The following is a 23,262-nucleotide window of genomic DNA, read 5'->3' on the forward strand; positions in this document are numbered from 1 at the left end:
CTGGAGCATGCAACTGAATTCCACCGAAATCAGCGAACTGATCAAGCAGCGCATTGCTCAGTTCAGTGTTGTGAGTGAAGCTCACAACGAAGGTACTATTGTTTCTGTAAGTGACGGTGTTATCCGCATCCACGGCCTTGCCGATTGTATGCAGGGTGAGATGATTTCCCTGCCGGGTAACCGTTACGCTATCGCACTGAACCTGGAGCGCGACTCCGTAGGTGCTGTTGTGATGGGTCCATACGCTGACCTCGCCGAAGGCATGAAGGTTAAGTGTACTGGCCGTATTCTGGAAGTGCCGGTTGGCCGTGGCCTGCTGGGTCGCGTTGTTAACACCCTGGGTGCACCAATCGACGGTAAAGGTCCGGTTGAGCACGATGGCTTCTCCCCAATCGAAGTTATCGCACCAGGCGTTATCGACCGTCAGTCCGTAGATCAGCCTGTTCAGACAGGTTATAAGTCCGTTGATGCCATGATCCCAATCGGTCGTGGTCAGCGTGAACTGATCATCGGTGACCGTCAGACCGGTAAAACCGCGATGGCAATCGACGCCATCATCAACCAGCGTGACTCCGGCATCAAATGCGTGTACGTGGCCATCGGCCAGAAAGCGTCCACCATTTCCAACGTGGTTCGTAAACTGGAAGAGCACGGCGCACTGTCTAACACTATCGTTGTGGTAGCAACTGCGTCTGAATCTGCTGCACTGCAATACCTGGCGCCATACGCCGGTTGCGCAATGGGCGAATACTTCCGTGACCGTGGTGAAGATGCGCTGATCGTATACGATGACCTGTCTAAACAGGCTGTTGCTTATCGTCAGGTTTCCCTGCTGCTCCGTCGTCCACCTGGACGTGAAGCGTTCCCTGGCGACGTATTCTACCTCCACTCTCGTCTGCTGGAGCGTGCTTCCCGCGTTAACGCGGAATACGTCGAGAACTTCACTAAAGGTGAAGTGAAGGGTAAAACGGGCTCTCTGACCGCTCTGCCGATCATTGAAACCCAGGCGGGTGACGTTTCTGCGTTCGTTCCGACCAACGTAATCTCCATTACCGATGGTCAGATCTTCCTGGAAACCAACCTGTTTAACTCCGGTATTCGTCCGGCGGTTAACCCGGGTATCTCCGTATCCCGTGTTGGTGGTGCTGCTCAGACCAAGATCATCAAGAAACTGTCCGGTGGTATCCGTACCGCGCTGGCACAGTATCGTGAACTGGCTGCGTTCTCTCAGTTCGCATCCGATCTGGACGAAGCAACCCGTAAACAGCTGAGCCACGGTCAGAAAGTGACCGAGCTGCTGAAGCAGAAACAGTACGCACCAATGTCTGTTGCTCAGCAGGGCCTGGTACTGTTCGCGGCTGAACGCGGTTACCTCGAAGATGTGGAACTGGCGAAAATCGGTAGTTTCGAAGCCGCTCTGCTGGCTTACGTTGACCGTGATCACGCTCCGCTGATGCAAGAGATCAACCAGACCGGTGGCTATAACGACGAAATCGAAGGCAAGCTGAAAGCTATCCTCGATTCCTTCAAAGCAACCCAATCCTGGTAATCGTCCGGCGGCTTGTCTCAGGACAAGCCGCCTGGCATTGAGGAGAAGCTCATGGCCGGCGCAAAAGAGATACGTAGTAAGATCGCAAGCGTCCAGAACACGCAAAAGATCACTAAAGCGATGGAGATGGTCGCCGCTTCCAAAATGCGTAAATCGCAGGATCGCATGGCGGCCAGCCGTCCTTATGCAGAAACCATGCGCAAAGTGATTGGTCACCTTGCAAACGGTAATCTGGAATATAAGCACCCTTACCTGGAAGAACGCGACGTTAAGCGCGTGGGCTACCTGGTGGTGTCGACCGACCGTGGTCTGTGTGGCGGCTTGAACATTAACCTGTTCAAAAAACTGCTGGCGGATATGAAAGCATGGTCTGAAAAAGGCGTTCAGTGCGATATCGCAATGATCGGCTCTAAAGGCGTCTCTTTCTTTAACTCCGTTGGTGGCAACATCGTCGCTCAGGTGACCGGTATGGGTGATAACCCGTCCCTGTCCGAACTGATCGGCCCGGTTAAAGTGATGTTGCAGGCCTATGATGAAGGCCGTCTGGACAGACTGTACGTTGTCAGCAACAAATTCATTAACACCATGTCTCAGGTTCCAACGCTCACTCAGATGCTGCCGTTACCGGCATCAGAAGATGACGAGCTGAAGCATAAAGCCTGGGATTACCTGTATGAACCCGATCCGAAACCGCTGCTGGATACCCTGCTGCGTCGTTACGTTGAATCACAGGTTTATCAGGGCGTTGTAGAAAACCTGGCCAGCGAGCAGGCCGCACGAATGGTGGCGATGAAAGCCGCGACCGATAATGGCGGCAGCCTGATTAAAGAGCTGCAGTTGGTTTACAACAAAGCTCGTCAGGCCAGCATTACTCAGGAACTCACCGAGATCGTCTCGGGGGCCGCCGCGGTTTAACCAGGTTTACGAATTACGTAGAGGATTCAAGATGGCTACTGGAAAGATTGTCCAGGTAATCGGCGCCGTGGTGGACGTCGAGTTCCCTCAGGACGCCGTACCACGCGTGTACGACGCGCTTGAGGTACAGAATGGTAACGAGAGCCTGGTGCTGGAAGTTCAGCAGCAGCTCGGCGGCGGTATCGTGCGTACCATCGCGATGGGTTCTTCCGACGGTCTGCGTCGTGGTCTGGAAGTAAAAGACCTTGAGCACCCGATCGAAGTCCCAGTAGGTAAAGCAACACTGGGTCGTATCATGAACGTATTGGGTCAGCCAATCGACATGAAAGGCGACATCGGTGAAGAAGAGCGTTGGGCTATCCACCGCGCGGCACCTTCCTACGAAGAGCTGTCCAGCTCTCAGGAACTGCTGGAAACCGGTATCAAAGTTATCGACCTGATGTGTCCGTTCGCGAAGGGCGGTAAAGTCGGTCTGTTCGGTGGTGCGGGTGTAGGTAAAACTGTAAACATGATGGAGCTGATCCGTAACATCGCGATCGAGCACTCCGGTTACTCAGTGTTTGCGGGCGTAGGTGAACGTACTCGTGAGGGTAACGACTTCTACCACGAAATGACCGACTCCAACGTTCTGGACAAAGTATCCCTGGTTTACGGCCAGATGAACGAGCCACCAGGAAACCGTCTGCGCGTTGCGCTGACCGGTCTGACTATGGCTGAGAAGTTCCGTGACGAAGGCCGTGACGTTCTGCTGTTCGTTGATAACATCTACCGTTACACCCTGGCCGGTACGGAAGTATCTGCACTGCTGGGTCGTATGCCTTCAGCGGTAGGTTATCAGCCTACGCTGGCGGAAGAGATGGGTGTTCTTCAGGAACGTATTACCTCTACCAAAACCGGTTCTATCACCTCCGTTCAGGCGGTATACGTACCTGCGGATGACTTGACTGACCCATCTCCAGCAACCACCTTTGCTCACTTAGATGCAACCGTGGTACTGAGCCGTCAGATCGCGTCTCTGGGTATCTACCCGGCCGTTGACCCGCTGGACTCCACCAGCCGTCAGCTGGATCCACTGGTTGTTGGTCAGGAACACTACGACACTGCGCGTGGCGTACAGTCCCTGCTGCAGCGTTATCAGGAACTGAAAGACATCATCGCCATCCTGGGTATGGATGAACTGTCTGAAGAAGACAAACTGGTGGTAGCACGTGCGCGTAAGATCCAGCGCTTCCTGTCCCAGCCGTTCTTCGTTGCGGAAGTATTCACCGGTTCTCCAGGTAAATACGTTTCCCTGAAAGACACCATCCGTGGCTTTAAAGGCATCATGGAAGGCGAATACGATCACCTGCCGGAGCAGGCGTTCTACATGGTTGGTTCCATCGACGAAGCCGTGGAAAAAGCCAAAAAACTTTAACGCCTTAATCGGAGGGTGATATGGCAATGACTTACCACCTGGACGTCGTCAGCGCAGAGCAACAAATGTTCTCTGGTCTGGTCGAGAAAATCCAGGTAACGGGTAGTGAAGGTGAACTGGGTATTTTCCCGGGTCACGCACCGCTGCTCACCGCCATTAAGCCTGGTATGATCCGCATCGTTAAACAGTTCGGTCACGAAGAGTTTATCTATCTGTCCGGCGGCATTCTTGAAGTGCAGCCTGGCAGTGTGACCGTTCTGGCCGATACCGCTATCCGTGGACAGGATCTCGACGAAGCGCGAGCCCTGGAATCGAAGCGTAAGGCTGAAGAGCACATTAGCAGCTCTCATGGTGACGTGGATTACGCTCAGGCGTCTGCGGAGCTGGCCAAAGCGATCGCGAAACTGCGCGTTATCGAGTTGACCAAAAAAGCGATGTAACACCGGCTTGAAAAGCACAAAAGCCAGTCTGGATACCAGGCTGGCTTTTTTTTTCGGCCTTAATTCATGATGAAAAAGATGTAGAATTTTAAGCATCAAACGTTTTTACTTCACACTCAAACTACCGTCAGGATGCGTATGTCAAACAGTGCGATGAGCGTGGTGATCCTTGCCGCTGGCAAAGGGACCCGCATGTATTCCGATCTGCCTAAGGTGCTCCACACGCTTGCAGGAAAGCCAATGGTGCAGCATGTCATTGATGCAGCGAATGAACTGGGTGCCAGTCAGGTCCACCTGGTCTACGGCCACGGCGGCGATCTGCTTAAAAAGACGCTGAGCGATGACAAGCTCAACTGGGTGCTTCAGGCCGAACAGTTGGGTACTGGCCATGCGATGCAGCAGGCAGCGCCATTCTTTGCGGATGACGAAGACATTTTGATGCTCTACGGCGATGTCCCGCTGATCTCCGTTGAAACACTGACTCGCCTGCGTGAAGCCAAACCGCAGGGCGGCATCGGTTTGTTGACCGTCGTGCTGGACGATCCAAGCGGTTATGGCCGCATCACCCGTGAAAACGGCAACGTCACGGGTATTGTTGAGCATAAAGATGCCAGCGATGAACAGCGCCAGATTCAGGAGATCAACACCGGTATCCTGATTGCCAATGGTGCGGACATGAAGCGCTGGCTGTCCAAACTCAACAACAACAACGCGCAGGGTGAATTCTACATCACCGACATCATTGCGATGGCGTACCACGAAGGGCGTGAAATTGCCGCCGTTCATCCGGAGCGCATTAGCGAAACGGACGGTGTGAACAACCGCCTGCAGCTTTCCCGCCTGGAGCGTATTTATCAGTCCGAACAGGCTGAAAAACTGCTGCTGGCGGGCGTGATGCTGCGCGATCCGGCGCGTTTCGATCTGCGTGGTTCGTTATCTCACGGTCGTGACGTTGAAATTGATACGAACGTTATCCTCGAAGGTCACGTGACGCTGGGCAATCGCGTCAAAATTGGCGCCGGCTGCGTGATTAAAAACAGCGTCATTGGTGACGACTGCGAAATCAGCCCGTACAGCGTGGTGGAAGATGCCCGTCTGGATGCGGCGTGTACCATAGGCCCATTTGCGCGTCTGCGCCCGGGCGCTGAGCTGCTGGAAGGCGCTCACGTGGGTAACTTCGTGGAAATGAAAAAAGCGCGTCTGGGTAAAGGCTCGAAAGCCGGTCATCTGACCTATCTGGGCGACGCGGAAATTGGCAATAACGTGAATATTGGTGCAGGGACGATTACCTGTAACTATGACGGCGCGAATAAATTTAAAACGATCATCGGTGATGATGTGTTCGTTGGCTCCGATACGCAGCTGGTGGCGCCTGTTACCGTGGGTAACGGGGTGACCATTGCCGCCGGAACAACCGTTACGCGCGATGTGGCCGAGAACGAGCTGGTGTTAAGCCGCGTTCCGCAGGTCAGCAAGCAGGGCTGGAAACGCCCGGTGAAGAAAAAGTAACAACAAGGCGGGTGGCGCTATGCTTACCCGCCCTGCGATTGAGTAGGCCTGATAAGGCGTAGCCGTCATCAGGCAAACCCGGGAGAGGAGATAAATATATATCTCCCCCCACAAGCAGTACCCATAAAAATAACCCCACTCTCTACAAGGCTCGGGGTGCCCGGAAAGGGCGTTACCCAAAGGATTTCGCGTTGTGGCAAGGCGGCAAGCGTATGAGTCCATGGGAGCTTACTTAAGTAAGTGACCGTGGCGAGTACGAGAAGCCAACGCAGCCGCAGCGTGAAAGACGCAGGGAAAATACAGGTCAGCGACAACGCAGGCATAATGCCTAAATTCGGAATCTAAAATTATGTGTGGAATTGTTGGCGCAGTTGCGCAGCGTGATATTGCTGAAATCCTTCTCGAAGGTTTACGTCGTCTGGAATACCGTGGCTACGACTCTGCCGGTCTGGCCGTTGTCGATGCAGAAGGTCATATGACCCGTCTGCGTCGTCTCGGTAAAGTGCAGATGCTGGCCCAGGCCGCGGAAGAACATCCGCTGCACGGTGGTACCGGTATTGCGCACACCCGCTGGGCGACGCACGGCGAGCCGTCTGAAGGTAACGCGCACCCGCATGTGTCTGAACACATCGTGGTGGTGCACAACGGCATTATCGAAAACCACGAACCGCTGCGCGAAGAACTGAAAGCGCGCGGCTACAACTTCGTCTCTGAAACTGACACCGAAGTGATTGCTCACCTGGTGCACTGGGAGCTGGAGCAGGGCGGCACGCTGCGTGATGCGGTGCTGCGTGCTATCCCTCAGCTGCGCGGTGCATACGGTACGGTGATCATGGACTCCCGCGACCCGTCAACGCTGCTGGCAGCGCGTTCCGGTAGCCCGATGGTTATCGGTCTGGGTATGGGTGAAAACTTTATCGCCTCCGATCAGCTTGCGCTCCTGCCGGTTACCCGTCGCTTTATCTTCCTTGAAGAGGGTGATATCGCGGAAGTGACCCGTCGCAGCGTGACCGTATTCGATACCAAAGGCGAGCAGGTGAAGCGCCAGGAGATCGAATCTAACCTGCAGTACGACGCGGGCGACAAAGGCGCTTACCGTCACTACATGCAGAAAGAGATTTACGAGCAGCCAAACGCCATCAAAAACACCCTGACCGGGCGCATCAGCCATGGTGAAGTGGATCTGAGCGAGTTGGGTGCAAACGCGAACGAACTGCTCAGCAAGGTCGAGCATATTCAGATCGTAGCCTGCGGCACCTCCTACAACTCCGGTATGGTCTCTCGATACTGGTTTGAATCCCTGGCGGGCGTGCCGTGTGATGTGGAAATCGCGTCTGAATTCCGCTATCGCAAATCCGCTGTGCGTCGTAACAGCCTGATGATCACCCTTTCCCAGTCCGGCGAAACGGCGGATACGCTGGCAGCGCTGCGTCTGTCTAAAGAGCTGGGTTACCTGGGCTCTCTGGCCATCTGTAACGTCCCCGGCTCTTCCCTGGTGCGTGAGTCCGATCTGGCCCTGATGACCAAGGCTGGCACCGAAATCGGCGTGGCCTCCACCAAAGCGTTTACCACTCAATTGACCGTTTTGCTGATGCTGGTGGCGAAGCTGGCGCGTCTGAAAGGCGAAGATGCGTCCGTTGAGCATGACATCGTTCATGGTCTGCAGGCGCTGCCAAGCCGTATTGAGCAGATGCTGTCTCAGGACAAACGCATTGAAGCGCTGGCGGAAGATTTCTCTGACAAACATCACGCCCTGTTCCTGGGTCGTGGCGATCAGTATCCGATTGCGCTGGAAGGCGCGCTGAAGCTGAAAGAGATCTCCTACATTCACGCTGAAGCCTATGCGGCTGGCGAGCTAAAACACGGCCCGCTGGCGCTGATTGACGCGGATATGCCGGTCATCGTTGTGGCACCTAACAACGAACTGCTGGAAAAACTGAAATCTAACATCGAAGAAGTGCGCGCCCGCGGTGGTGTTCTGTACGTCTTCGCCGACAAAGATGCCGGTTTTGTCAGCAACGACAACATGCACATCATCGAGATGCCGCATGTGGAAGAGGTTATCGCACCAATCTTCTACACCGTTCCGCTGCAGCTGCTGGCCTATCACGTTGCGCTGATCAAAGGCACCGACGTTGACCAGCCGCGTAACCTGGCGAAATCGGTTACCGTAGAATAATCCCTTCAGGCTCCATCTTCGGGTGGAGCTTTTTTATCCCGCCCGGCTTGTTTTTAATCAATCCTTTCTCGTTTTTAATAATGACAATTTGTCATCTTCAGCTACTTTTTTCAGTGTCACATAAAGAAAATATTTCTGAAAACGTGTTGTCATAAAAGTGGCTAACACGATGAAAATTAAGCTTTATTATGCGGTATTTTAAGTTAAATTTTCATTGTCATAAAACTGTCATAATTCGTACATTTATCTGTCACCTGTTTGTCCTATTTTGCTCATCGTAGCCACTAAACAACGATTTACGAAAATCTTGCAGGAGACATTATGAAAGTTATGCGTACCACTGTCGCAACTGTTGTCGCCGCGACCTTATCTCTGAGCGCGTTCTCTGTATTTGCAGAAGCAAGCCTGACTGGCGCTGGTGCAACCTTCCCTGCGCCGGTGTATGCCAAATGGGCAGATACCTACCAGAAAGAAACCGGTAACAAGGTTAACTATCAGGGTATCGGCTCCTCCGGTGGCGTTAAACAAATTACCGCGAACACTGTTGATTTCGGCGCATCAGACGCTCCGCTGTCTGATGACAAACTGGCTCAGGAAGGCCTGTTCCAGTTCCCGACCGTGATCGGTGGTGTGGTTCTGGCCATCAACCTGCCGGGCGTGAAGTCGGGTGAGCTGGTGCTGGACGGCAAAACGCTGGGTGACATTTACCTGGGCAAAATCAAAAAATGGGATGACGAAGCGATCGCTAAACTCAACCCAGGCCTGAAGCTGCCTTCTCAGAACATCGCCGTGGTTCGCCGCGCGGATGGTTCCGGTACCTCTTTCGTGTTCACCAGCTACCTGGCAAAAGTGAACGAAGAGTGGAAATCTAAAGTCGGCTCCGGCTCTACCGTTAACTGGCCAACCGGCCTGGGCGGTAAAGGTAACGACGGCATCGCCGCGTTCGTACAGCGTCTGCCTGGCTCTATTGGCTACGTAGAATACGCGTACGCTAAGCAGAACAACCTGTCCTACACCAAACTGGTTTCAGCCGACGGCAAACCGGTTAGCCCGACCGAAGAGAACTTCGCTAACGCGGCGAAAGGCGCTGACTGGAGCAAATCCTTCGCGCAGGATCTGACTAACCAGAAAGGCGAAGGTGCGTGGCCAATCACCTCTACCACCTTCATCCTGGTTCACAAAGAGCAGAAGAAACCTGAGCAGGGCGCCGAAGTGCTGAAGTTCTTCGACTGGGCGTACAAAAACGGCGGCAAACAGGCCAACGCCCTGGATTACGCCACCCTGCCGGACAACGTGGTTGAGCAGATTCGCGCTGCCTGGAAAACCAACGTGAAAGACAGCAGCGGTAAAGCATTGTATTAATTTAGCATTCTGACGAAAATGGCGGGTGGCGCTAGCGCTAACCCGCCCATTTCGTAAACGCGTTTAACAGAAGAGTAATTTATGGCTGCAACCAAGCCTGCATTTAACCCTCCGGGTAAAAAAGGTGACATGATTTTCAGCGCGCTGGTTAAACTGGCTGCGCTGATTGTGCTATTGCTGCTGGGCGGCATTATCGTGTCTCTGATTTTCTCCTCATGGCCGAGCATCCAGAAATTCGGATTCTCCTTCCTGTGGACCAAAGAGTGGGACGCGCCGAACGACATCTACGGTGCCCTGGTGCCGATTTACGGCACGCTGGTGACCTCGTTCATCGCCCTGCTGATTGCGGTTCCGGTGAGCTTTGGTATTGCCCTGTTCCTGACGGAGCTGGCGCCGGGCTGGTTGCGACGCCCGCTGGGTATTGCCATCGAACTGCTGGCGGCCATTCCAAGTATCGTTTACGGCATGTGGGGTCTGTTCATCTTTGCTCCGCTGTTCGCCACATACTTCCAGGAACCGGTCGGTAACGTGCTTTCCGCCATTCCGTTTGTGGGGGCCCTGTTCTCTGGCCCGGCTTTCGGTATCGGCATTCTGGCGGCAGGTGTGATCCTCGCCATCATGATTATTCCGTACATTGCGGCGGTTATGCGCGATGTCTTCGAACAAACGCCGGTGATGATGAAAGAGTCTGCCTATGGCATCGGCTGCACCACCTGGGAAGTTATCTGGCGTATTGTCCTTCCGTTCACCAAAAATGGAGTAATCGGGGGCGTGATGCTGGGCCTGGGTCGTGCGCTGGGTGAAACCATGGCGGTGACCTTTATCATCGGTAACACCTACCAGCTCGACAGCGCGTCGCTCTTCATGCCTGGTAACAGTATTACCTCGGCGCTGGCGAATGAATTTGCGGAAGCTGAATCCGGGCTGCACGTGGCGGCGCTGATGGAGCTGGGTCTGATTCTGTTCGTTATCACCTTCATTGTTCTGGCGATTTCCAAGCTGATGATTATGCGCCTCGCTAAAAATGAGGGAGCACGCTAATGGCTACTCTCGAAATGCAAGCTACCGCTGAACTGGCGGAATCCCGCCGCAAAATGCAGGCCAGACGCCGCATGAAAAACCGCATTGCCCTGACGCTCTCTATGGCGACGATGGCGTTCGGCCTGTTCTGGCTGGTCTGGATCCTCTTCTCGACGGTCGTTCGCGGTATTGACGGGATGTCCCTGTCGCTGTTCACCGAAATGACGCCGCCGCCGAACACGGCGGGGGGGGGCCTGGCGAATGCTCTGGCGGGCAGTGGGTTGCTGATCCTATGGGCAACGGTCTTCGGCACGCCGCTGGGCATCATGGCCGGTATCTATCTGGCGGAATACGGCCGTAAATCCTGGCTGGCGGAAGTTATTCGCTTCATCAACGACATTCTGCTCTCAGCCCCGTCTATCGTGGTAGGTCTGTTTGTTTACACCGTGGTGGTGGCGCAGATGGAACACTTCTCCGGCTGGGCGGGTGTGATTGCGCTGGCGCTGCTGCAGGTGCCGATTGTTATTCGTACCACCGAGAACATGCTGAAACTGGTGCCGGACAGCCTGCGTGAAGCAGCTTACGCCCTGGGCACGCCGAAATGGAAGATGATCTCTGCGATTACGCTGAAGGCGTCAGTCTCCGGGATTATGACCGGCATCCTGCTGGCGGTTGCGCGTATCGCGGGTGAAACGGCACCGCTGCTGTTTACGTCCCTTTCCAACCAGTTCTGGAGCACGGACATGATGCAGCCGATCGCCAACCTGCCGGTGACGATCTTTAAATTTGCGATGAGCCCATTCGCGGAATGGCAGCAGCTGGCCTGGGCCGGGGTGCTGATCATTACCCTTTGCGTACTGTTGCTGAACATTCTGGCGCGCGTCATTTTCGCGAAGAAGAAACACGGTTAATTTTTTACGGCGCGGCAGCTCGCGGCGCCGAATGAGGAAATGAGTCAATGAGTATGGTTGATACTGCCCCGGGTAAGATTCAGGTTCGTGATTTGAACTTCTACTACGGCAAATTCCATGCCCTGAAGAACATCAACCTGGATATCGCGAAGAACCAGGTCACGGCATTTATCGGTCCGTCCGGCTGTGGAAAATCCACGCTGCTGCGTACCTTTAACAAAATGTATTCGCTCTATCCGGAGCAGCGCGCTGAAGGTGAAATCATCCTGGACGGTGAAAACATTCTGACCCAGGCGCAGGATATTGCCCTGCTGCGCGCCAAAGTGGGGATGGTGTTCCAGAAACCAACGCCGTTCCCGATGTCCATTTATGACAACATCGCCTTTGGCGTGCGTCTGTTTGAAAAGCTCTCCCGTGCCGATATGGACGAGCGCGTACAGTGGGCTTTGACCAAGGCCGCATTATGGAACGAAACCAAAGATAAGTTACACCAGAGCGGTTACTCTCTCTCCGGTGGTCAGCAGCAGCGTCTGTGCATTGCGCGCGGTATTGCTATTCGCCCGGAAGTGTTGCTGCTGGATGAGCCGTGTTCAGCGCTGGACCCGATTTCAACCGGTCGTATTGAAGAGCTGATCACCGAGCTGAAGCAGGATTACACCGTGGTTATCGTGACCCATAACATGCAGCAGGCTGCACGTTGTTCCGATCACACGGCGTTTATGTACCTGGGCGAGTTGATTGAGTTCAGCGATACGGACGCGCTGTTCACCAGGCCCGCGAAGAAACAAACCGAAGATTATATTACTGGCCGCTACGGTTGATTTGCCTTAGTGCATGTGGAGAAACCATGGACAACCTCAATCTTAATAAACACATTTCAGGCCAGTTCAACGCAGAGCTGGAAAGCATCCGCACGCAGGTGATGACCATGGGTGGCATGGTTGAGCAGCAGCTTTCTGATGCGATTACGGCAATGCACAACCAGGACAGCGAGCTGGCGAAGCGCGTCATTGAAGGCGACAAAAACGTCAACATGATGGAAGTCGCTATCGACGAGGCCTGCGTGCGCATTATCGCGAAACGTCAGCCGACGGCGAGCGACCTGCGTCTGGTGATGGCGATCATCAAAACCATCGCCGAGCTGGAGCGTATTGGTGACGTTGCGGATAAAATCTGTCGTACCGCGCTGGAGAAGTTCTCTCAGCAGCATCAGCCGCTGCTGGTGAGCCTGGAGTCGCTGGGCCGCCACACCGTGCAGATGCTGCACGACGTGCTGGATGCCTTTGCGCGTATGGATCTGGACGAAGCGGTGCGTATCTACCGTGAAGACAAGAAGGTCGACCAGGAGTATGAAGGCATCGTGCGTCAGCTGATGACCTACATGATGGAAGATTCACGTACGATCCCAAGCGTACTGACCGCCCTGTTCTGCGCGCGCTCTATCGAGCGTATCGGCGACCGCTGCCAGAACATTTGCGAATACATTTTCTACTTCGTTAAAGGTCAGGACTTCCGTCACGTGGGCGGCGACGAGCTGGACAAGCTGCTGGCGGGTAAAGATCCGAAAGAGTGATTTTTACCCTCACCCTAACTCTCTCCCACAGGGAGAGGGTCGGGGTGAGGAGAAAACTCAGCGAGTAATATCCCACCCGCGAGCCTTCCACAGTTCCGGCAGCTGTGCCAGATCGGTAAAGGTCGTCACGTTTGGATGATCGATCGGCTTGTTGTGCGGGTCGGCGCAGAAGTAAAACACCTCCATCCCCGCATCAATCCCTGACTGCGCGCCCGCAGACGAGTCATCCACCAGAATGCAGTTTTCTACGTTGACGTTCATCGCTTTTGCCGCATGGAACATCAGCGCCGGGTCTGGCTTCCAGCGCTGGATATCGTAGCCGCTGAACAGTTTTTCCGGGAAATGGTGCAACATCTCAAGCTTGCCTAGCGAGTGCTGCATTTTGCTGACCGGGCCGTTAGAGACGACGCAGACTGGCACCGTCATCGCATCCAGCAGCGCGTTTGCGCCCGGAATAACCTCCAGCTCGGAGTCGAACAGGCGTGCGACCTCGGCGCGGTACACCGGTTCCAGTTCGGCTTTCGCCAGATCCACACCGTGTTCCTGGTTAATGATGTCGATGATCTCGTAGAGCTTCACGCCCTTAAAGCGTTTAAACACCTCTTCGAGTTCCAGCGTAATGCCAAATTCCTGGAACATAGTGACATACGCGCGGGAACAAATGACCTCACTGTCGACCAGCGTACCGTCGCAGTCGAAAAATACCGCTTCAATTCCGGACATGCCTTTCCCTTTTAACAAGTTTAACGTTTACGTACGGCAGTTCGCCGGCACGCAATCGTTGCCGTATAAGCAAAATCAATGAAAAAAGTATCACGTAACCGCCACTATTGTCGCATTTTGGTATAGGATAGCGACGAATTTTCCCTCCTTGTTCGGAAATTGATGATGAGTCAACAACACACTACCCAGACATCTGGTCAGGGTCTGCTTGAGCGCGTGTTTAAACTGCGCGAGCACGGCACAACGGCACGCACCGAAGTGATCGCCGGTTTCACCACCTTCCTGACGATGGTCTATATCGTTTTTGTGAACCCTCAAATTCTGGGCGTTGCTGGCATGGATACCAGCGCCGTCTTCGTGACAACCTGCCTGATTGCGGCCCTTGGCAGCATTCTGATGGGTGTGTTCGCTAACCTGCCGGTTGCGCTGGCACCGGCGATGGGCCTGAATGCGTTCTTCGCGTTCGTGGTCGTTCAGGCGATGGGTCTGCCGTGGCAGGTTGGCATGGGCGCCATCTTCTGGGGCGCGGTTGGCCTGCTGCTGCTGACCATTTTCCGCGTACGTTACTGGATGATTGCAAACATTCCCGTGAGCCTGCGCGTGGGCATCACCAGCGGTATTGGTCTGTTCATCGGTATGATGGGGCTGAAAAACGCCGGCGTTATCGTGGCTAACCCGGATACGCTGGTGAGCATCGGTCACCTGACCTCTCATAACGTGCTGCTGGGCGTGCTGGGCTTCTTTATCATCGCGATCCTGGCTTCCCGCAATATTCACGCGGCGGTGCTGGTGTCCATCGTGGTCACTACCCTGCTGGGCTGGATGCTGGGTGACGTTCACTATAACGGTATTGTCTCCGCGCCACCGAGCGTCTCTACCGTGATTGGTCACGTCGATCTGGCGGGTTCCCTGAATCTGGGCCTGGCGGGCGTGATTTTCTCCTTCATGCTGGTCAACCTGTTTGACTCCTCCGGTACGCTGATCGGCGTGACCGATAAAGCCGGTCTGGCGGATGAGAAAGGTAAATTCCCGCGCATGAAGCAGGCGCTGTTTGTGGACAGCGTCTCCTCTGTGACCGGCGCTTTTATCGGAACCTCGTCCGTTACCGCGTACATTGAATCTTCTTCCGGCGTGTCCGTGGGCGGCCGTACTGGCCTGACGGCGGTGGTCGTGGGTATTCTGTTCCTGCTGGTGATCTTCCTCTCTCCGCTGGCGGGTATGGTTCCTCCGTATGCGGCAGCCGGCGCGCTAATCTATGTGGGTGTGCTGATGACCTCCAGCCTGTCACGCGTGAAGTGGGATGATTTAACCGAAGCGGTGCCGGCGTTTATTACCGCCGTGATGATGCCGTTCAGCTTCTCGATTACCGAAGGTATCGCGCTGGGCTTTATCTCTTACTGCGTAATGAAGATCGGTACCGGCCGCTTCCGCGACCTCAGCCCATGCGTGATTGTTGTGGCGCTGCTGTTTGTGCTGAAGATTGTGTTTATTGATGCCAAATAAACAGGTTTGTTCCCTCTCCCTGTGGGAGAGGGTTAGGGTGAGGGCTTACGCTTTCACCCGCTTAATATAATCCCCGAACGCCGTCAGCTGACCAGACAGATGATCGCGCGTGCTCTGATCCACCACTACACCCGTTTGCGGGTCGACCTTGTTCTGAATCACACCACCCATAAATTCCGGCTTGTTCATGACCATCGCATCCAGGAATACCAGGATCTGGCGCAGATGATACTGACAGCGCGCGCCGCCAATCGCGCCCATTGAGCTGGTCTGGATCAGCACCGGCTTGCCTGACAGCGGCTGCTCAGGCAAACGGGACAGCCAGTCGATGGCATTCTTCAGACCACCCGGAACCGAATAGTTGTACTCCGGCGTGACGATGACCACGCCGTCGGCCTGGCGGATCTGCTCTGCCAGCGCCTCAACGCTCTGCGGAAAACCCTCTTCCTGCTGGACATCCGCATCATACAGCGGAATATCGCCAATAGACGGCAGGGCGCTAATTTCCATTCCTGCCGGTGCCAGCTGTGGCAGCGTGCGGGCAACCATCCCGTTAAATGAACCTTTGCGCAGGCTTCCCAGTAACGTAACTACTTTCAACGTATCAGACATGATTACTCCTGTTTCATCATGATGACCCTGATTGGATCAGCTAAGGGTGAATGCTTTTTCTGCCGGTAAACTGGTTAAACGCATCAGGCGTGCGGCGGGCTCGTTGGCGCGCTCGGGCACATCAGGAAGGCTACGCCATCCCTGTTGACTGTCAAATTCCCAGATTTTCATGCGTTCGATGGCGGGGGTAACCGCAATGGACCAAATGAGCACATCCTCTGCGTCACTGAGCGCCTCTACCAGCGTGGCCTGAGTGGCACGAAGACGTCCGGAGCCTGGCAGCAGCTGCAGCAGGCTGGCGTCGTCTGAGGCGCATCCACAGAGCTTGCGAATGCTCTGGCGCAAGGTAATGAGCTGGGCTCTGGCTTCGACAGGATCGTTCTGGTTGCGGACCCACAGCTTCTCATTGCTGGAGAGCGGATAGTCTTCGTGCGCATTACCGCCATGGAAGCTGCGCGTCGCGCGCTGAAGTTCCATATCCAGCCCGCAATCCCCTTCGGTGGTCAGCGCGACGCCAATGATATTGCCCGCGTAGGCAATCGAAAAACGAGGGAGATCCGGATCGGCAAAGACCGGGCGGCCTTCGGGTTGGGTAATGATGTCCGGCAGCTCGCTGGTGCCGTACAGCATAAACAGCAGTTCTGCGAGAAGCGCCCGGGAAGCTAAAAACCGCGTTCTGCGGTGTTCCGGGAGAGTAAGTGCTTCACTGTGACAGGCTGAAGAAATTCTTGCCGATACGAGACGTCCTTCCGTAAGTATCCCTCTTGCAAAGTGCGTAGCCATTTTTCGCTCCTTGATAATGGTCGTAATCGGTTAAACGGTTACATGATTATCGCTTAACTTGACTTCTGTTTTAATCAGTAAATGGGAGTAAGAGAAGCCTTAGGACCGAACTTTACATTTTCTTAGGCAAAAATTGGATCGCTGGCACCGTACAGCGCCTTGATGGTTTCCCGCAGCCAGAGGATTTTCGGATTATGGCTGTTCCGTTTATGCCAGATCAGCGTGAAGGGAACGGTAAGCTTTTCAGCCTGCGCTTCGTCAATGGGAATAGGAAGCGCGATCAGCTTCCGCTGGTGGAGTTGATTGTAGTGATGGCAGTAGTGCGGAGCCGTGGCGATGTAGTTATGGCCGGGCTGCGCCGCCATAAACATCGACTGCTCAAACCCCGGCACGCTCATGGCAATGTTTCTCTCTCGACCCATCTCCTTTAGCACTTCGTCCAGTGCCCAGGTGTCGCTGCGTTCCCAGAAGATGCTGATGTGCGGGTAGCGCAGGAAGGTCTCGAGGTTCCATTCATCCTGCAGCGCGGGGTGATCCTCACGCAGATACACGCACGGACGGTCGCTGAACAGGATCTCATAGTCGATGAACCACGGCATTAGCTTCAGCAATTCACGCGATCGTGGGTGTGTTTCGCGTCCGGTGAATCCCAGATCCACCTCTCCACGCGTAATAGCGTCCAGCGAATCGTAATCCCAGTGCCGCATCTTCACCGTAGCCTGCGGATAGCGCTGGTTCACCTGCTCCAGCAGGGCATTAAAGCGGATCAGCATCAGCGGCGTTTCGGCGGCCAGCACGAACGTTAGTCCGCCTGGCGAATCATGGTGGAATTTGTCGAGGATCTGGTTGCCGATTTGCATCCAGTCGGCCAGATCTTGCTCCAGGCTTACCGTCAGCGGGGTTGGCAGCAGCCCTAACGGCGTTTTCACAAACAGCGGGTCGTCAAACCAGTCGCGCAGCTTGGCCAGCGATTTGCTCACTGCCGACGGCGTCACGTTCATCCGTTTTGCGGCTTTGGTGACGCTGCGCTCCTGCAGCAAAAGCTGCAGGCAAAGCAACAGGTTAAGATCGAGACTGCTGATGGGCTTCTTCATAATGCGCCGCGGGCTGGATGACCATAAGTAAGGTGATGCACAGTATGCTACAGCCAATCAGAACCCCGATCAGCATATTCAGCGCGTTAAGCCCGATGACCGCCGCCAGCCAAATCCACAGCGACGAGCCGCAGACCTGCGCAATTCCCAGCACCGAGCTTGCCACGCCTGCCCGCAGCGAAAAGGGGCCAAGCGCCTGACTCATCGCCACGCCAAAGCCAACCGAGAACCCGGCACAAATGAGCGTAATTCCCACCAGCATCACCGCATGTGAGCTGGTGGTTGCCAGGATCGCGCCTGCGGCGAGGAATAAAACCTGTGAGGTCAGCATCAATGTGCGCTGGCTGAAAACATTTAGCGCAAACGGGGTGGAGAACGAGACCGCCATACTGACCATGGCGGTTAATGCCATCACCGTTGAATACTCGCCGCGATCGAAGCCCATGGTTTCCATCAGTAAAACCGGGGAAACGTTTACATAGGTCAGGATCACCGCCACGCTTAACGTGGTCACGGCCAGACGACTGAGGAAAAAGCTGTTAAGCAGCTTCTCAGCGGGGTGAATCGTTGGGATATGACCAGTATTCTGCGAGCCAGGGTGGGTCTCTTTCAGCACGGTGATGGACAGGACAAACACCAGCGCGCCCATCACAGCCATGGTCCAGAACAGGCTCTGCCACGGGAATTTCAGCATGATCAGATACCCCACGACCGGGGCCAGCACCGGGATGATGCAGGTAATACCGTTCAGCATCGACAGCACCTTAGCGCGACGCTGGGCGCTTAAGGTGTCGCGCAAAATGGCAAAAGCGACGACGTAGCAGCCACCGGCGCCAATGCCCTGGATAAAGCGCCCGGTCAGAAACACGGTGCTGTTTTGCGCCTGTGAGCAGAGAAGAGAGGCCAGGGAAAAAATGATGGCGCCGGTTATCGCGACAGGCTGACGGCCTGCCTTATCCGCGATCTTCCCGGCAAACACCATCGACGACGCCATCCCCGCGAGGTAGGCCGAAAACGCGATGTGCAGCTGCGCTTCGCTGGCACCCAGATCGCGGGCGATATGCGGCAATCCCACCAGATACATATCAATGCCAGATGGATAAAGCAGAACTAATGCGAAACTACAAAACAGAAAACGCGCCATAAACCCCCCATAGATGCAGGCATGCAGGATAGGGGGTGAGAAGGGATTAGGCGAGTTGCCATTTGGACAATGGTGATTTCCCTGGAGGAAATCACCATGGATTAGCGGGAATTACTTACCAATACAGAAGCTTGAGAAGATCCGTCCCAGCAGATCGTCCGACGTAAACTCCCCGGTGATCTCGCTCAGATTCTGCTGCGCCAGACGCAGCTCTTCCGCCAGCAGTTCACCCGCCCACGCGCCGATCAGCTGCGCTTTACCCTGAACGAGGTGGTTCGCCGCCTCTTCCAGCGCCTGCAGGTGACGGCGACGCGCCAGGAAGCCGCCTTCCATGCTGGTATCAAAGCCCATGCTCTGCTTGAGATGGTTACGCAGGTCGTCAACGCCTTCACCGGTACGTGCAGACAGGCGAATCAGTGAGTGACCATTCACATCGCTGATTCCCAGCGTTTCGCCGGTGACGTCCGCTTTGTTACGCACCACGGTGATCGGCAGTTTCGCCGGCAGGCGGGCAATAAAGTCCGGCCAGATCTCCGCCGGGTCAACGGCGTCGGTCGTGGTGCCGTCCACCATAAACAGCACGCGGTCGGCCTGCTCGATCTCCTGCCAGGCACGTTCAATACCGATGCGCTCAACCTCGTCGCTGGCATCTCGCAGACCCGCGGTATCGATGATGTGCAGCGGCATCCCGTCAATGTGGATATGCTCGCGCAGCACGTCGCGGGTGGTGCCGGCAATGTCGGTCACGATGGCCGCTTCACGGCCCGCCAGGGCGTTCAGCAGGCTTGATTTCCCGGCGTTAGGGCGTCCGGCTATCACTACCTTCATCCCTTCACGCAGCAGGCTGCCCTGGCGCGCTTCGGCGCGAACGGCATCGAGATCGTTCATTACCTGGTTGAGCTGGGCTTCAATTTTACCGTCAGAGAGGAAGTCGATTTCCTCATCCGGGAAGTCGATAGCCGCTTCCACGTAGATCCTAAGGTGAGTAAGTGCTTCCACAAGGTGATTTACGCGGGCAGAAAATGCTCCCTGCAGCGAGTTCAGGGCGGAGCGGGCCGCCTGTTCTGAGCTGGCGTCGATCAGGTCTGCAATCGCTTCTGCCTGCGCCAGGTCGAGCTTGTCGTTGAGGAAGGCACGCTCGGAGAACTCTCCCGGCTTCGCAATGCGCAGGCCCGGCAGGGTCAGGATACGTTTTAACAGCAGGTCGAGGATAACCGGGCCGCCGTGGCCCTGCAGCTCCAGCACGTCTTCGCCGGTAAAGGAGTTCGGGCCGGGGAACCACAGCGCAATGCCCTGGTCCAGCGGCGTACCGTCGGTATCTTTAAACGGCAGGTAATCAGCGTAGCGCGGCTTTGGCAGCTTACCCAGTACCGCTTCTGCGACCTCGCGGGCCTTAAGGCCGGAGATGCGCAGAATGCCTACACCACCGCGTCCCGGTGGGGTTGCCTGGGCGACGATAGTGTCGTTATGGCTCATGGTTGGTCTCGTTCAATACAAATAAAAAAGGCGGTCAATCGACCGCCCTTATTTTAGCGTTAACTTACCGAATCAGGACTTTTTCTTTTCGCGGCTATGCAGGCCACGTTTTTCCAGACCACGGTAAATCAGCTGCTGCTGGATGATGGTCACCAGGTTGCTGACGATATAGTACAGCACCAGACCTGACGGGAACCACAGGAAGAACACGGTGAAGATGACCGGCATAAAGGTCATGATCTTCTGCTGCATCGGGTCGGTCACGGTGGTCGGCGACATCTTCTGGATGAAGAACATCGTCACGCCCATCAGGATCGGCAGGATGTAGTACGGGTCCTGTGCGGAAAGGTCATGGATCCACAGCGCGAACGGCGCGTGGCGCAGCTCAACGGAACCCATCAGCATGTAGTACAGCGCAAGGAAGATTGGCATCTGAATCAGCAGCGGGAAGCAACCACCCAGTGGGTTCACTTTCTCTGCTTTGTACAGGGCCATCATTTCCTGGCTCTGACGCTGTTTGTCATCGCCCAGACGCTCACGCATTGCCTGAATCTTCGGCTGCAGCATGCGCATCTTCGCCATGGAGGTGTACTGCGCTTTGGTCAGCGGGTACATGATGCCACGAACGATGAAGGTGATAACGATGATGGAGAAGCCCCAGTTACCCAGGAAGCTGTGGATGAACTTCAGCAGCTTAAACAGCGGCTGAGAGATGAACCACAACCAACCGTAATCCACGGTCAGATCCAGGTGAGGCGCAACAGCAGCCATTTTGTCCTGAATTTCCGGGCCGACCCACAGGGTGCTTGCCATCTTACCGGTTTGACCCGGCTGAACCAGAATCGGCTGAGATTTGTAGCCAATGGCTGCAAGGCCGTTACCCAGGTTCGCGGTATAGAAGTTGTTGGTACCGTCGTTATTTGGCACCCACGCAGTGGCGAAATACTGCTGCAGCATTGCCACCCAACCGCCTTTAGCGCTGACGTTCAGGTTTTCGTTATCGGCAATGGTGTCGAATTTGTATTTCTCGTACTTCGCGTCTGGCGTGGAGTACGCCGCGCCACGGAAGGTATGCAGCGCAAAGTTGCTGCTTCCGGTGTCACGGTGAGACGGCAGATTGATGGACTGCTTCAGCTGGCCAAAGGTCGACAGTTCCAGCGGTTTCGCACTGGCGTTCTGTACGCTGTAGCCCACGTTCACCGCATATTCACCGCGTTTCAGGGTGAAGGTTTTAGTGAAGGTGTTGCCTGCGGCGTCGGTGTACGTCATCGGGATCGCGAGTTCGTTCTGACCGTCAGCCAGCACAAAGGTGTCGTTCTCGACGGTATACAGTGGACGCGCACCGTTAGCCGGGTTATCCGGGCCATCACGACCAGTCAGGCCGCTCTGCGCCTGGTAGATAAACTCAGGCGTGGTTTCCAGTAACTGGAACGGTTCGTTAGACTTCAGCTCTTTCGGGTAGGTCAACAGCAGCGCCTGCTCAACATCACCACCACGGGTGTTGATTGTCAGCTCAAGCACATCGGTCTTAACCGTAATCTGTTTCCCCTGGCCACTGGCCGGTACGCCCTGGTCGGCGGCGCTACCCGCTGCGGTGGTCGTAGTCTGCGTGGTCTGCTGCTGGGGTTGAGGATTTTTATCCTGCTCCCATGCCTGCCAGATCATGAAAGACACGAACAACAAAGCGATGATAAGAAGATTGCGTTGCGAATCCATCGTTAGTGTTCTCTGGTATCAAAGGGTCCTGGGGGGACGGGGTCGTCTCCACCGGGGTGTAAAGGGTGGCATTTTAATACGCGTTTCACCGTCAACCAACTGCCTTTTATCACTCCAAACCTGCGCAATGCCTCAATTCCGTAGCTTGAGCATGTTGGTGTGAAACGGCAGTGCGGCCCGAGTAGCGGACTAATCAGGCGTTGATAGACCCGAATGAGGGCTATCAGGACCCGTGAGCCAGGCGACAGTGGCGGCGCCATAATTTTTCCAACGCTTCCGAGAGAGCACGGTTATCGAGGTCGGCAACCCCTTTTTTAGCCACCACCACGAAATCCATTGAAGGCAGTTCGTGTTGACGTAAACGGAAGCTTTCACGCGTCAGACGTTTAATCCGATTGCGTTCATGCGCACGTTTAACATTTTTCTTGGCGACTGTGAGACCGATGCGGGGATGCCCCAGCGAATTTTGGCGGCCGAGGATGGTGATTTGCGGCGTGCCAGCCCGTAGTGGCTGCTGGAAGACGAAAGTGAAATGAGCGGGAGTTAACAAACGTAACTCCCTGGGAAATGCTAGCTTAACCACTCAGGGGTTAGCTTTATTACTTGGAAACGGTCAGACGAGCGCGGCCTTTAGCACGACGACGTGCCAGAACCTGACGACCATTTTTAGTAGCCATACGAGCACGGAAGCCGTGAGAACGGTTGCGCTTCAGTACAGACGGTTGAAAAGTGCGTTTCATGGCGATTTCTACCTAAACTTGAATAAATTCACTGACTTTTGCGTATACCCGAACGAGTTTCGAACGACTAACGCCTCAGCGTGGGTGATTAAAGAGGCCGGATTGTAATAATTGTACACTCCGGAGTCAATTCTCTTTCCTTATTTCCCGCGTATTTCCGCACGTTTTCGCGTGGAAAATGAGCAACGGACGACGCAGGAAGATGAGCATCACGCGCCGGGTCGAGGATTATACGGGCTCGAAGATAAAGCGCAAGGATCGTCCCGGATCTTCGTTAGATCATTTAAGCAATAAATTGTCTGTGCTCATTAATTTTTCCAATATGCGGACTAAATCGTGGGGCACTGGCGCCAGGATCGTTTACACTTAACCGGTTTCGGATCTTCCTGTGGATAAATCGGGAAGAATCTGTGAGAAACAGAAGATCTCTGGCTCAGTTTAGGCTATGATCCGCGGTCCCGATCGGGATCCCAGGATCCTGGTCAGGATAAATTGCAGATAGCAATTCGCACGTCCCCCTTTACACAGGGTCATGTCGATGTGCGCCAACAATCATGAATATTCAATAGTTTTCTTTTATTGTTCGAGTGGAGTCCGCC

At 55.0% G+C, this 23,262-nt stretch carries 22 protein-coding genes; 12 read left to right on the forward strand and 10 right to left on the reverse strand.

Annotated features, from left to right (window positions below; translation table 11 throughout):
* Positions 1–7 precede the first annotated feature (7 nt).
* From atpA to phoU, 11 genes are all read left to right on the forward strand, one after another.
* Positions 8–1,549: a F0F1 ATP synthase subunit alpha gene (atpA, locus tag KGP24_RS23240; RefSeq protein ID WP_006808751.1), complete on the forward strand. Its 1,542-nt coding sequence runs from the start codon at positions 8–10 to the stop codon at positions 1,547–1,549.
* A gap of 51 nt (positions 1,550–1,600) precedes the next feature.
* Positions 1,601–2,464 carry a F0F1 ATP synthase subunit gamma gene (gene atpG / locus KGP24_RS23245; protein WP_023333921.1) on the forward strand — a complete coding sequence of 288 codons (864 nt, stop codon included), beginning with the start codon at positions 1,601–1,603 and terminating at the stop codon, positions 2,462–2,464.
* A 31-nt stretch (positions 2,465–2,495) separates the two neighbouring features.
* Positions 2,496–3,878: a F0F1 ATP synthase subunit beta gene (gene atpD, locus KGP24_RS23250; protein WP_006177559.1), complete on the forward strand. Its 1,383-nt coding sequence runs from the start codon at positions 2,496–2,498 to the stop codon at positions 3,876–3,878.
* Positions 3,879–3,898: 20 nt separating this feature from the next.
* Positions 3,899–4,318 carry a F0F1 ATP synthase subunit epsilon gene (locus KGP24_RS23255; protein ID WP_006177560.1) on the forward strand — a complete coding sequence of 140 codons (420 nt, stop codon included), beginning with the start codon at positions 3,899–3,901 and terminating at the stop codon, positions 4,316–4,318.
* Positions 4,319–4,456: 138 nt separating this feature from the next.
* Positions 4,457–5,827: a bifunctional UDP-N-acetylglucosamine diphosphorylase/glucosamine-1-phosphate N-acetyltransferase GlmU gene (gene glmU / locus KGP24_RS23260; RefSeq protein WP_223561928.1), complete on the forward strand. Its 1,371-nt coding sequence runs from the start codon at positions 4,457–4,459 to the stop codon at positions 5,825–5,827.
* Positions 5,828–6,176: 349 nt separating this feature from the next.
* Positions 6,177–8,006 carry a glutamine--fructose-6-phosphate transaminase (isomerizing) gene (gene glmS, locus KGP24_RS23265; RefSeq protein ID WP_223561929.1) on the forward strand — a complete coding sequence of 610 codons (1,830 nt, stop codon included), beginning with the start codon at positions 6,177–6,179 and terminating at the stop codon, positions 8,004–8,006.
* Between the two features lie 321 nt (positions 8,007–8,327).
* Positions 8,328–9,368: a phosphate ABC transporter substrate-binding protein PstS gene (gene pstS, locus KGP24_RS23270; RefSeq protein ID WP_008500186.1), complete on the forward strand. Its 1,041-nt coding sequence runs from the start codon at positions 8,328–8,330 to the stop codon at positions 9,366–9,368.
* Between the two features lie 81 nt (positions 9,369–9,449).
* A complete protein-coding gene (gene pstC / locus KGP24_RS23275) occupies positions 9,450–10,409 on the forward strand; it encodes a phosphate ABC transporter permease PstC (protein WP_028017768.1) in 960 nt (319 codons plus the stop codon).
* Positions 10,409–11,299 carry a phosphate ABC transporter permease PstA gene (pstA, locus tag KGP24_RS23280; RefSeq protein WP_024907882.1) on the forward strand — a complete coding sequence of 297 codons (891 nt, stop codon included), beginning with the start codon at positions 10,409–10,411 and terminating at the stop codon, positions 11,297–11,299. Before pstC ends, pstA begins: the two co-directional genes overlap by 1 nt.
* A gap of 47 nt (positions 11,300–11,346) precedes the next feature.
* A complete protein-coding gene (gene pstB / locus KGP24_RS23285) occupies positions 11,347–12,120 on the forward strand; it encodes a phosphate ABC transporter ATP-binding protein PstB (protein WP_010426574.1) in 774 nt (257 codons plus the stop codon).
* A gap of 26 nt (positions 12,121–12,146) precedes the next feature.
* On the forward strand, positions 12,147–12,872 hold the full coding sequence (gene phoU / locus KGP24_RS23290) for a phosphate signaling complex protein PhoU (protein ID WP_008500182.1): 726 nt from the start codon (positions 12,147–12,149) through the stop codon (positions 12,870–12,872).
* Between the two features lie 57 nt (positions 12,873–12,929).
* On the opposite strand, the gene yieH is transcribed toward phoU, so the two are convergent.
* Positions 12,930–13,595 (reverse strand): 6-phosphogluconate phosphatase, encoded by a 666-nt coding sequence (gene yieH, locus KGP24_RS23295; protein ID WP_223561930.1) that lies wholly within the window; start codon positions 13,593–13,595, stop codon positions 12,930–12,932.
* Between the two features lie 165 nt (positions 13,596–13,760).
* Between yieH and adeP the strand changes: the two genes are divergently transcribed.
* Positions 13,761–15,098, forward strand: a complete 1,338-nt coding sequence (adeP, locus tag KGP24_RS23300) for an adenine permease AdeP (protein ID WP_023309797.1) — start codon at positions 13,761–13,763, stop codon at positions 15,096–15,098.
* Between the two features lie 45 nt (positions 15,099–15,143).
* Here the strand turns inward: adeP and KGP24_RS23305 are convergent, their stop codons facing one another.
* The 9 genes from KGP24_RS23305 to rpmH all read right to left on the reverse strand — a co-directional run bounded on the left by KGP24_RS23305 (position 15,144) and on the right by rpmH (position 22,663).
* Complete coding sequence (locus tag KGP24_RS23305) at positions 15,144–15,710, reverse strand: NADPH-dependent FMN reductase (RefSeq protein ID WP_194401463.1); 567 nt, start codon at positions 15,708–15,710, stop codon at positions 15,144–15,146.
* Between the two features lie 36 nt (positions 15,711–15,746).
* Positions 15,747–16,493: a hypothetical protein gene (locus tag KGP24_RS23310; protein ID WP_063145549.1), complete on the reverse strand. Its 747-nt coding sequence runs from the start codon at positions 16,491–16,493 to the stop codon at positions 15,747–15,749.
* 122 nt (positions 16,494–16,615) lie between these two features.
* Positions 16,616–17,587, reverse strand: coding sequence for an HTH-type transcriptional regulator YidZ (gene yidZ / locus KGP24_RS23315; protein ID WP_029741480.1), 972 nt, complete (start codon positions 17,585–17,587; stop codon positions 16,616–16,618).
* Complete coding sequence (locus KGP24_RS23320; protein WP_223561931.1) at positions 17,556–18,731, reverse strand: MFS transporter; 1,176 nt, start codon at positions 18,729–18,731, stop codon at positions 17,556–17,558. The genes yidZ and KGP24_RS23320 overlap by 32 nt, the downstream gene beginning before the upstream one ends.
* A gap of 111 nt (positions 18,732–18,842) precedes the next feature.
* On the reverse strand, positions 18,843–20,207 hold the full coding sequence (mnmE, locus tag KGP24_RS23325; RefSeq protein WP_023333930.1) for a tRNA uridine-5-carboxymethylaminomethyl(34) synthesis GTPase MnmE: 1,365 nt from the start codon (positions 20,205–20,207) through the stop codon (positions 18,843–18,845).
* 72 nt (positions 20,208–20,279) lie between these two features.
* The gene (gene yidC, locus KGP24_RS23330) at positions 20,280–21,923 is read right to left on the reverse strand and encodes a membrane protein insertase YidC (protein WP_223561932.1); all 1,644 of its coding nucleotides are present in this window, start codon (positions 21,921–21,923) and stop codon (positions 20,280–20,282) included.
* 2 nt (positions 21,924–21,925) lie between these two features.
* Positions 21,926–22,183 (reverse strand): membrane protein insertion efficiency factor YidD, encoded by a 258-nt coding sequence (gene yidD, locus KGP24_RS23335; protein ID WP_001307474.1) that lies wholly within the window; start codon positions 22,181–22,183, stop codon positions 21,926–21,928.
* Positions 22,147–22,506, reverse strand: coding sequence for a ribonuclease P protein component (rnpA, locus tag KGP24_RS23340; protein ID WP_032640303.1), 360 nt, complete (start codon positions 22,504–22,506; stop codon positions 22,147–22,149). Before rnpA ends, yidD begins: the two co-directional genes overlap by 37 nt.
* Positions 22,507–22,522: 16 nt before the next feature.
* Complete coding sequence (gene rpmH, locus KGP24_RS23345) at positions 22,523–22,663, reverse strand: 50S ribosomal protein L34 (RefSeq protein WP_000831330.1); 141 nt, start codon at positions 22,661–22,663, stop codon at positions 22,523–22,525.
* Positions 22,664–23,262 lie beyond the last annotated feature (599 nt).

The sequence above is a fragment of the Enterobacter sp. JBIWA008 genome (genome assembly GCF_019968765.1).
In the GTDB taxonomy this organism is placed as follows: Bacteria; Pseudomonadota; Gammaproteobacteria; order Enterobacterales; family Enterobacteriaceae; genus Enterobacter.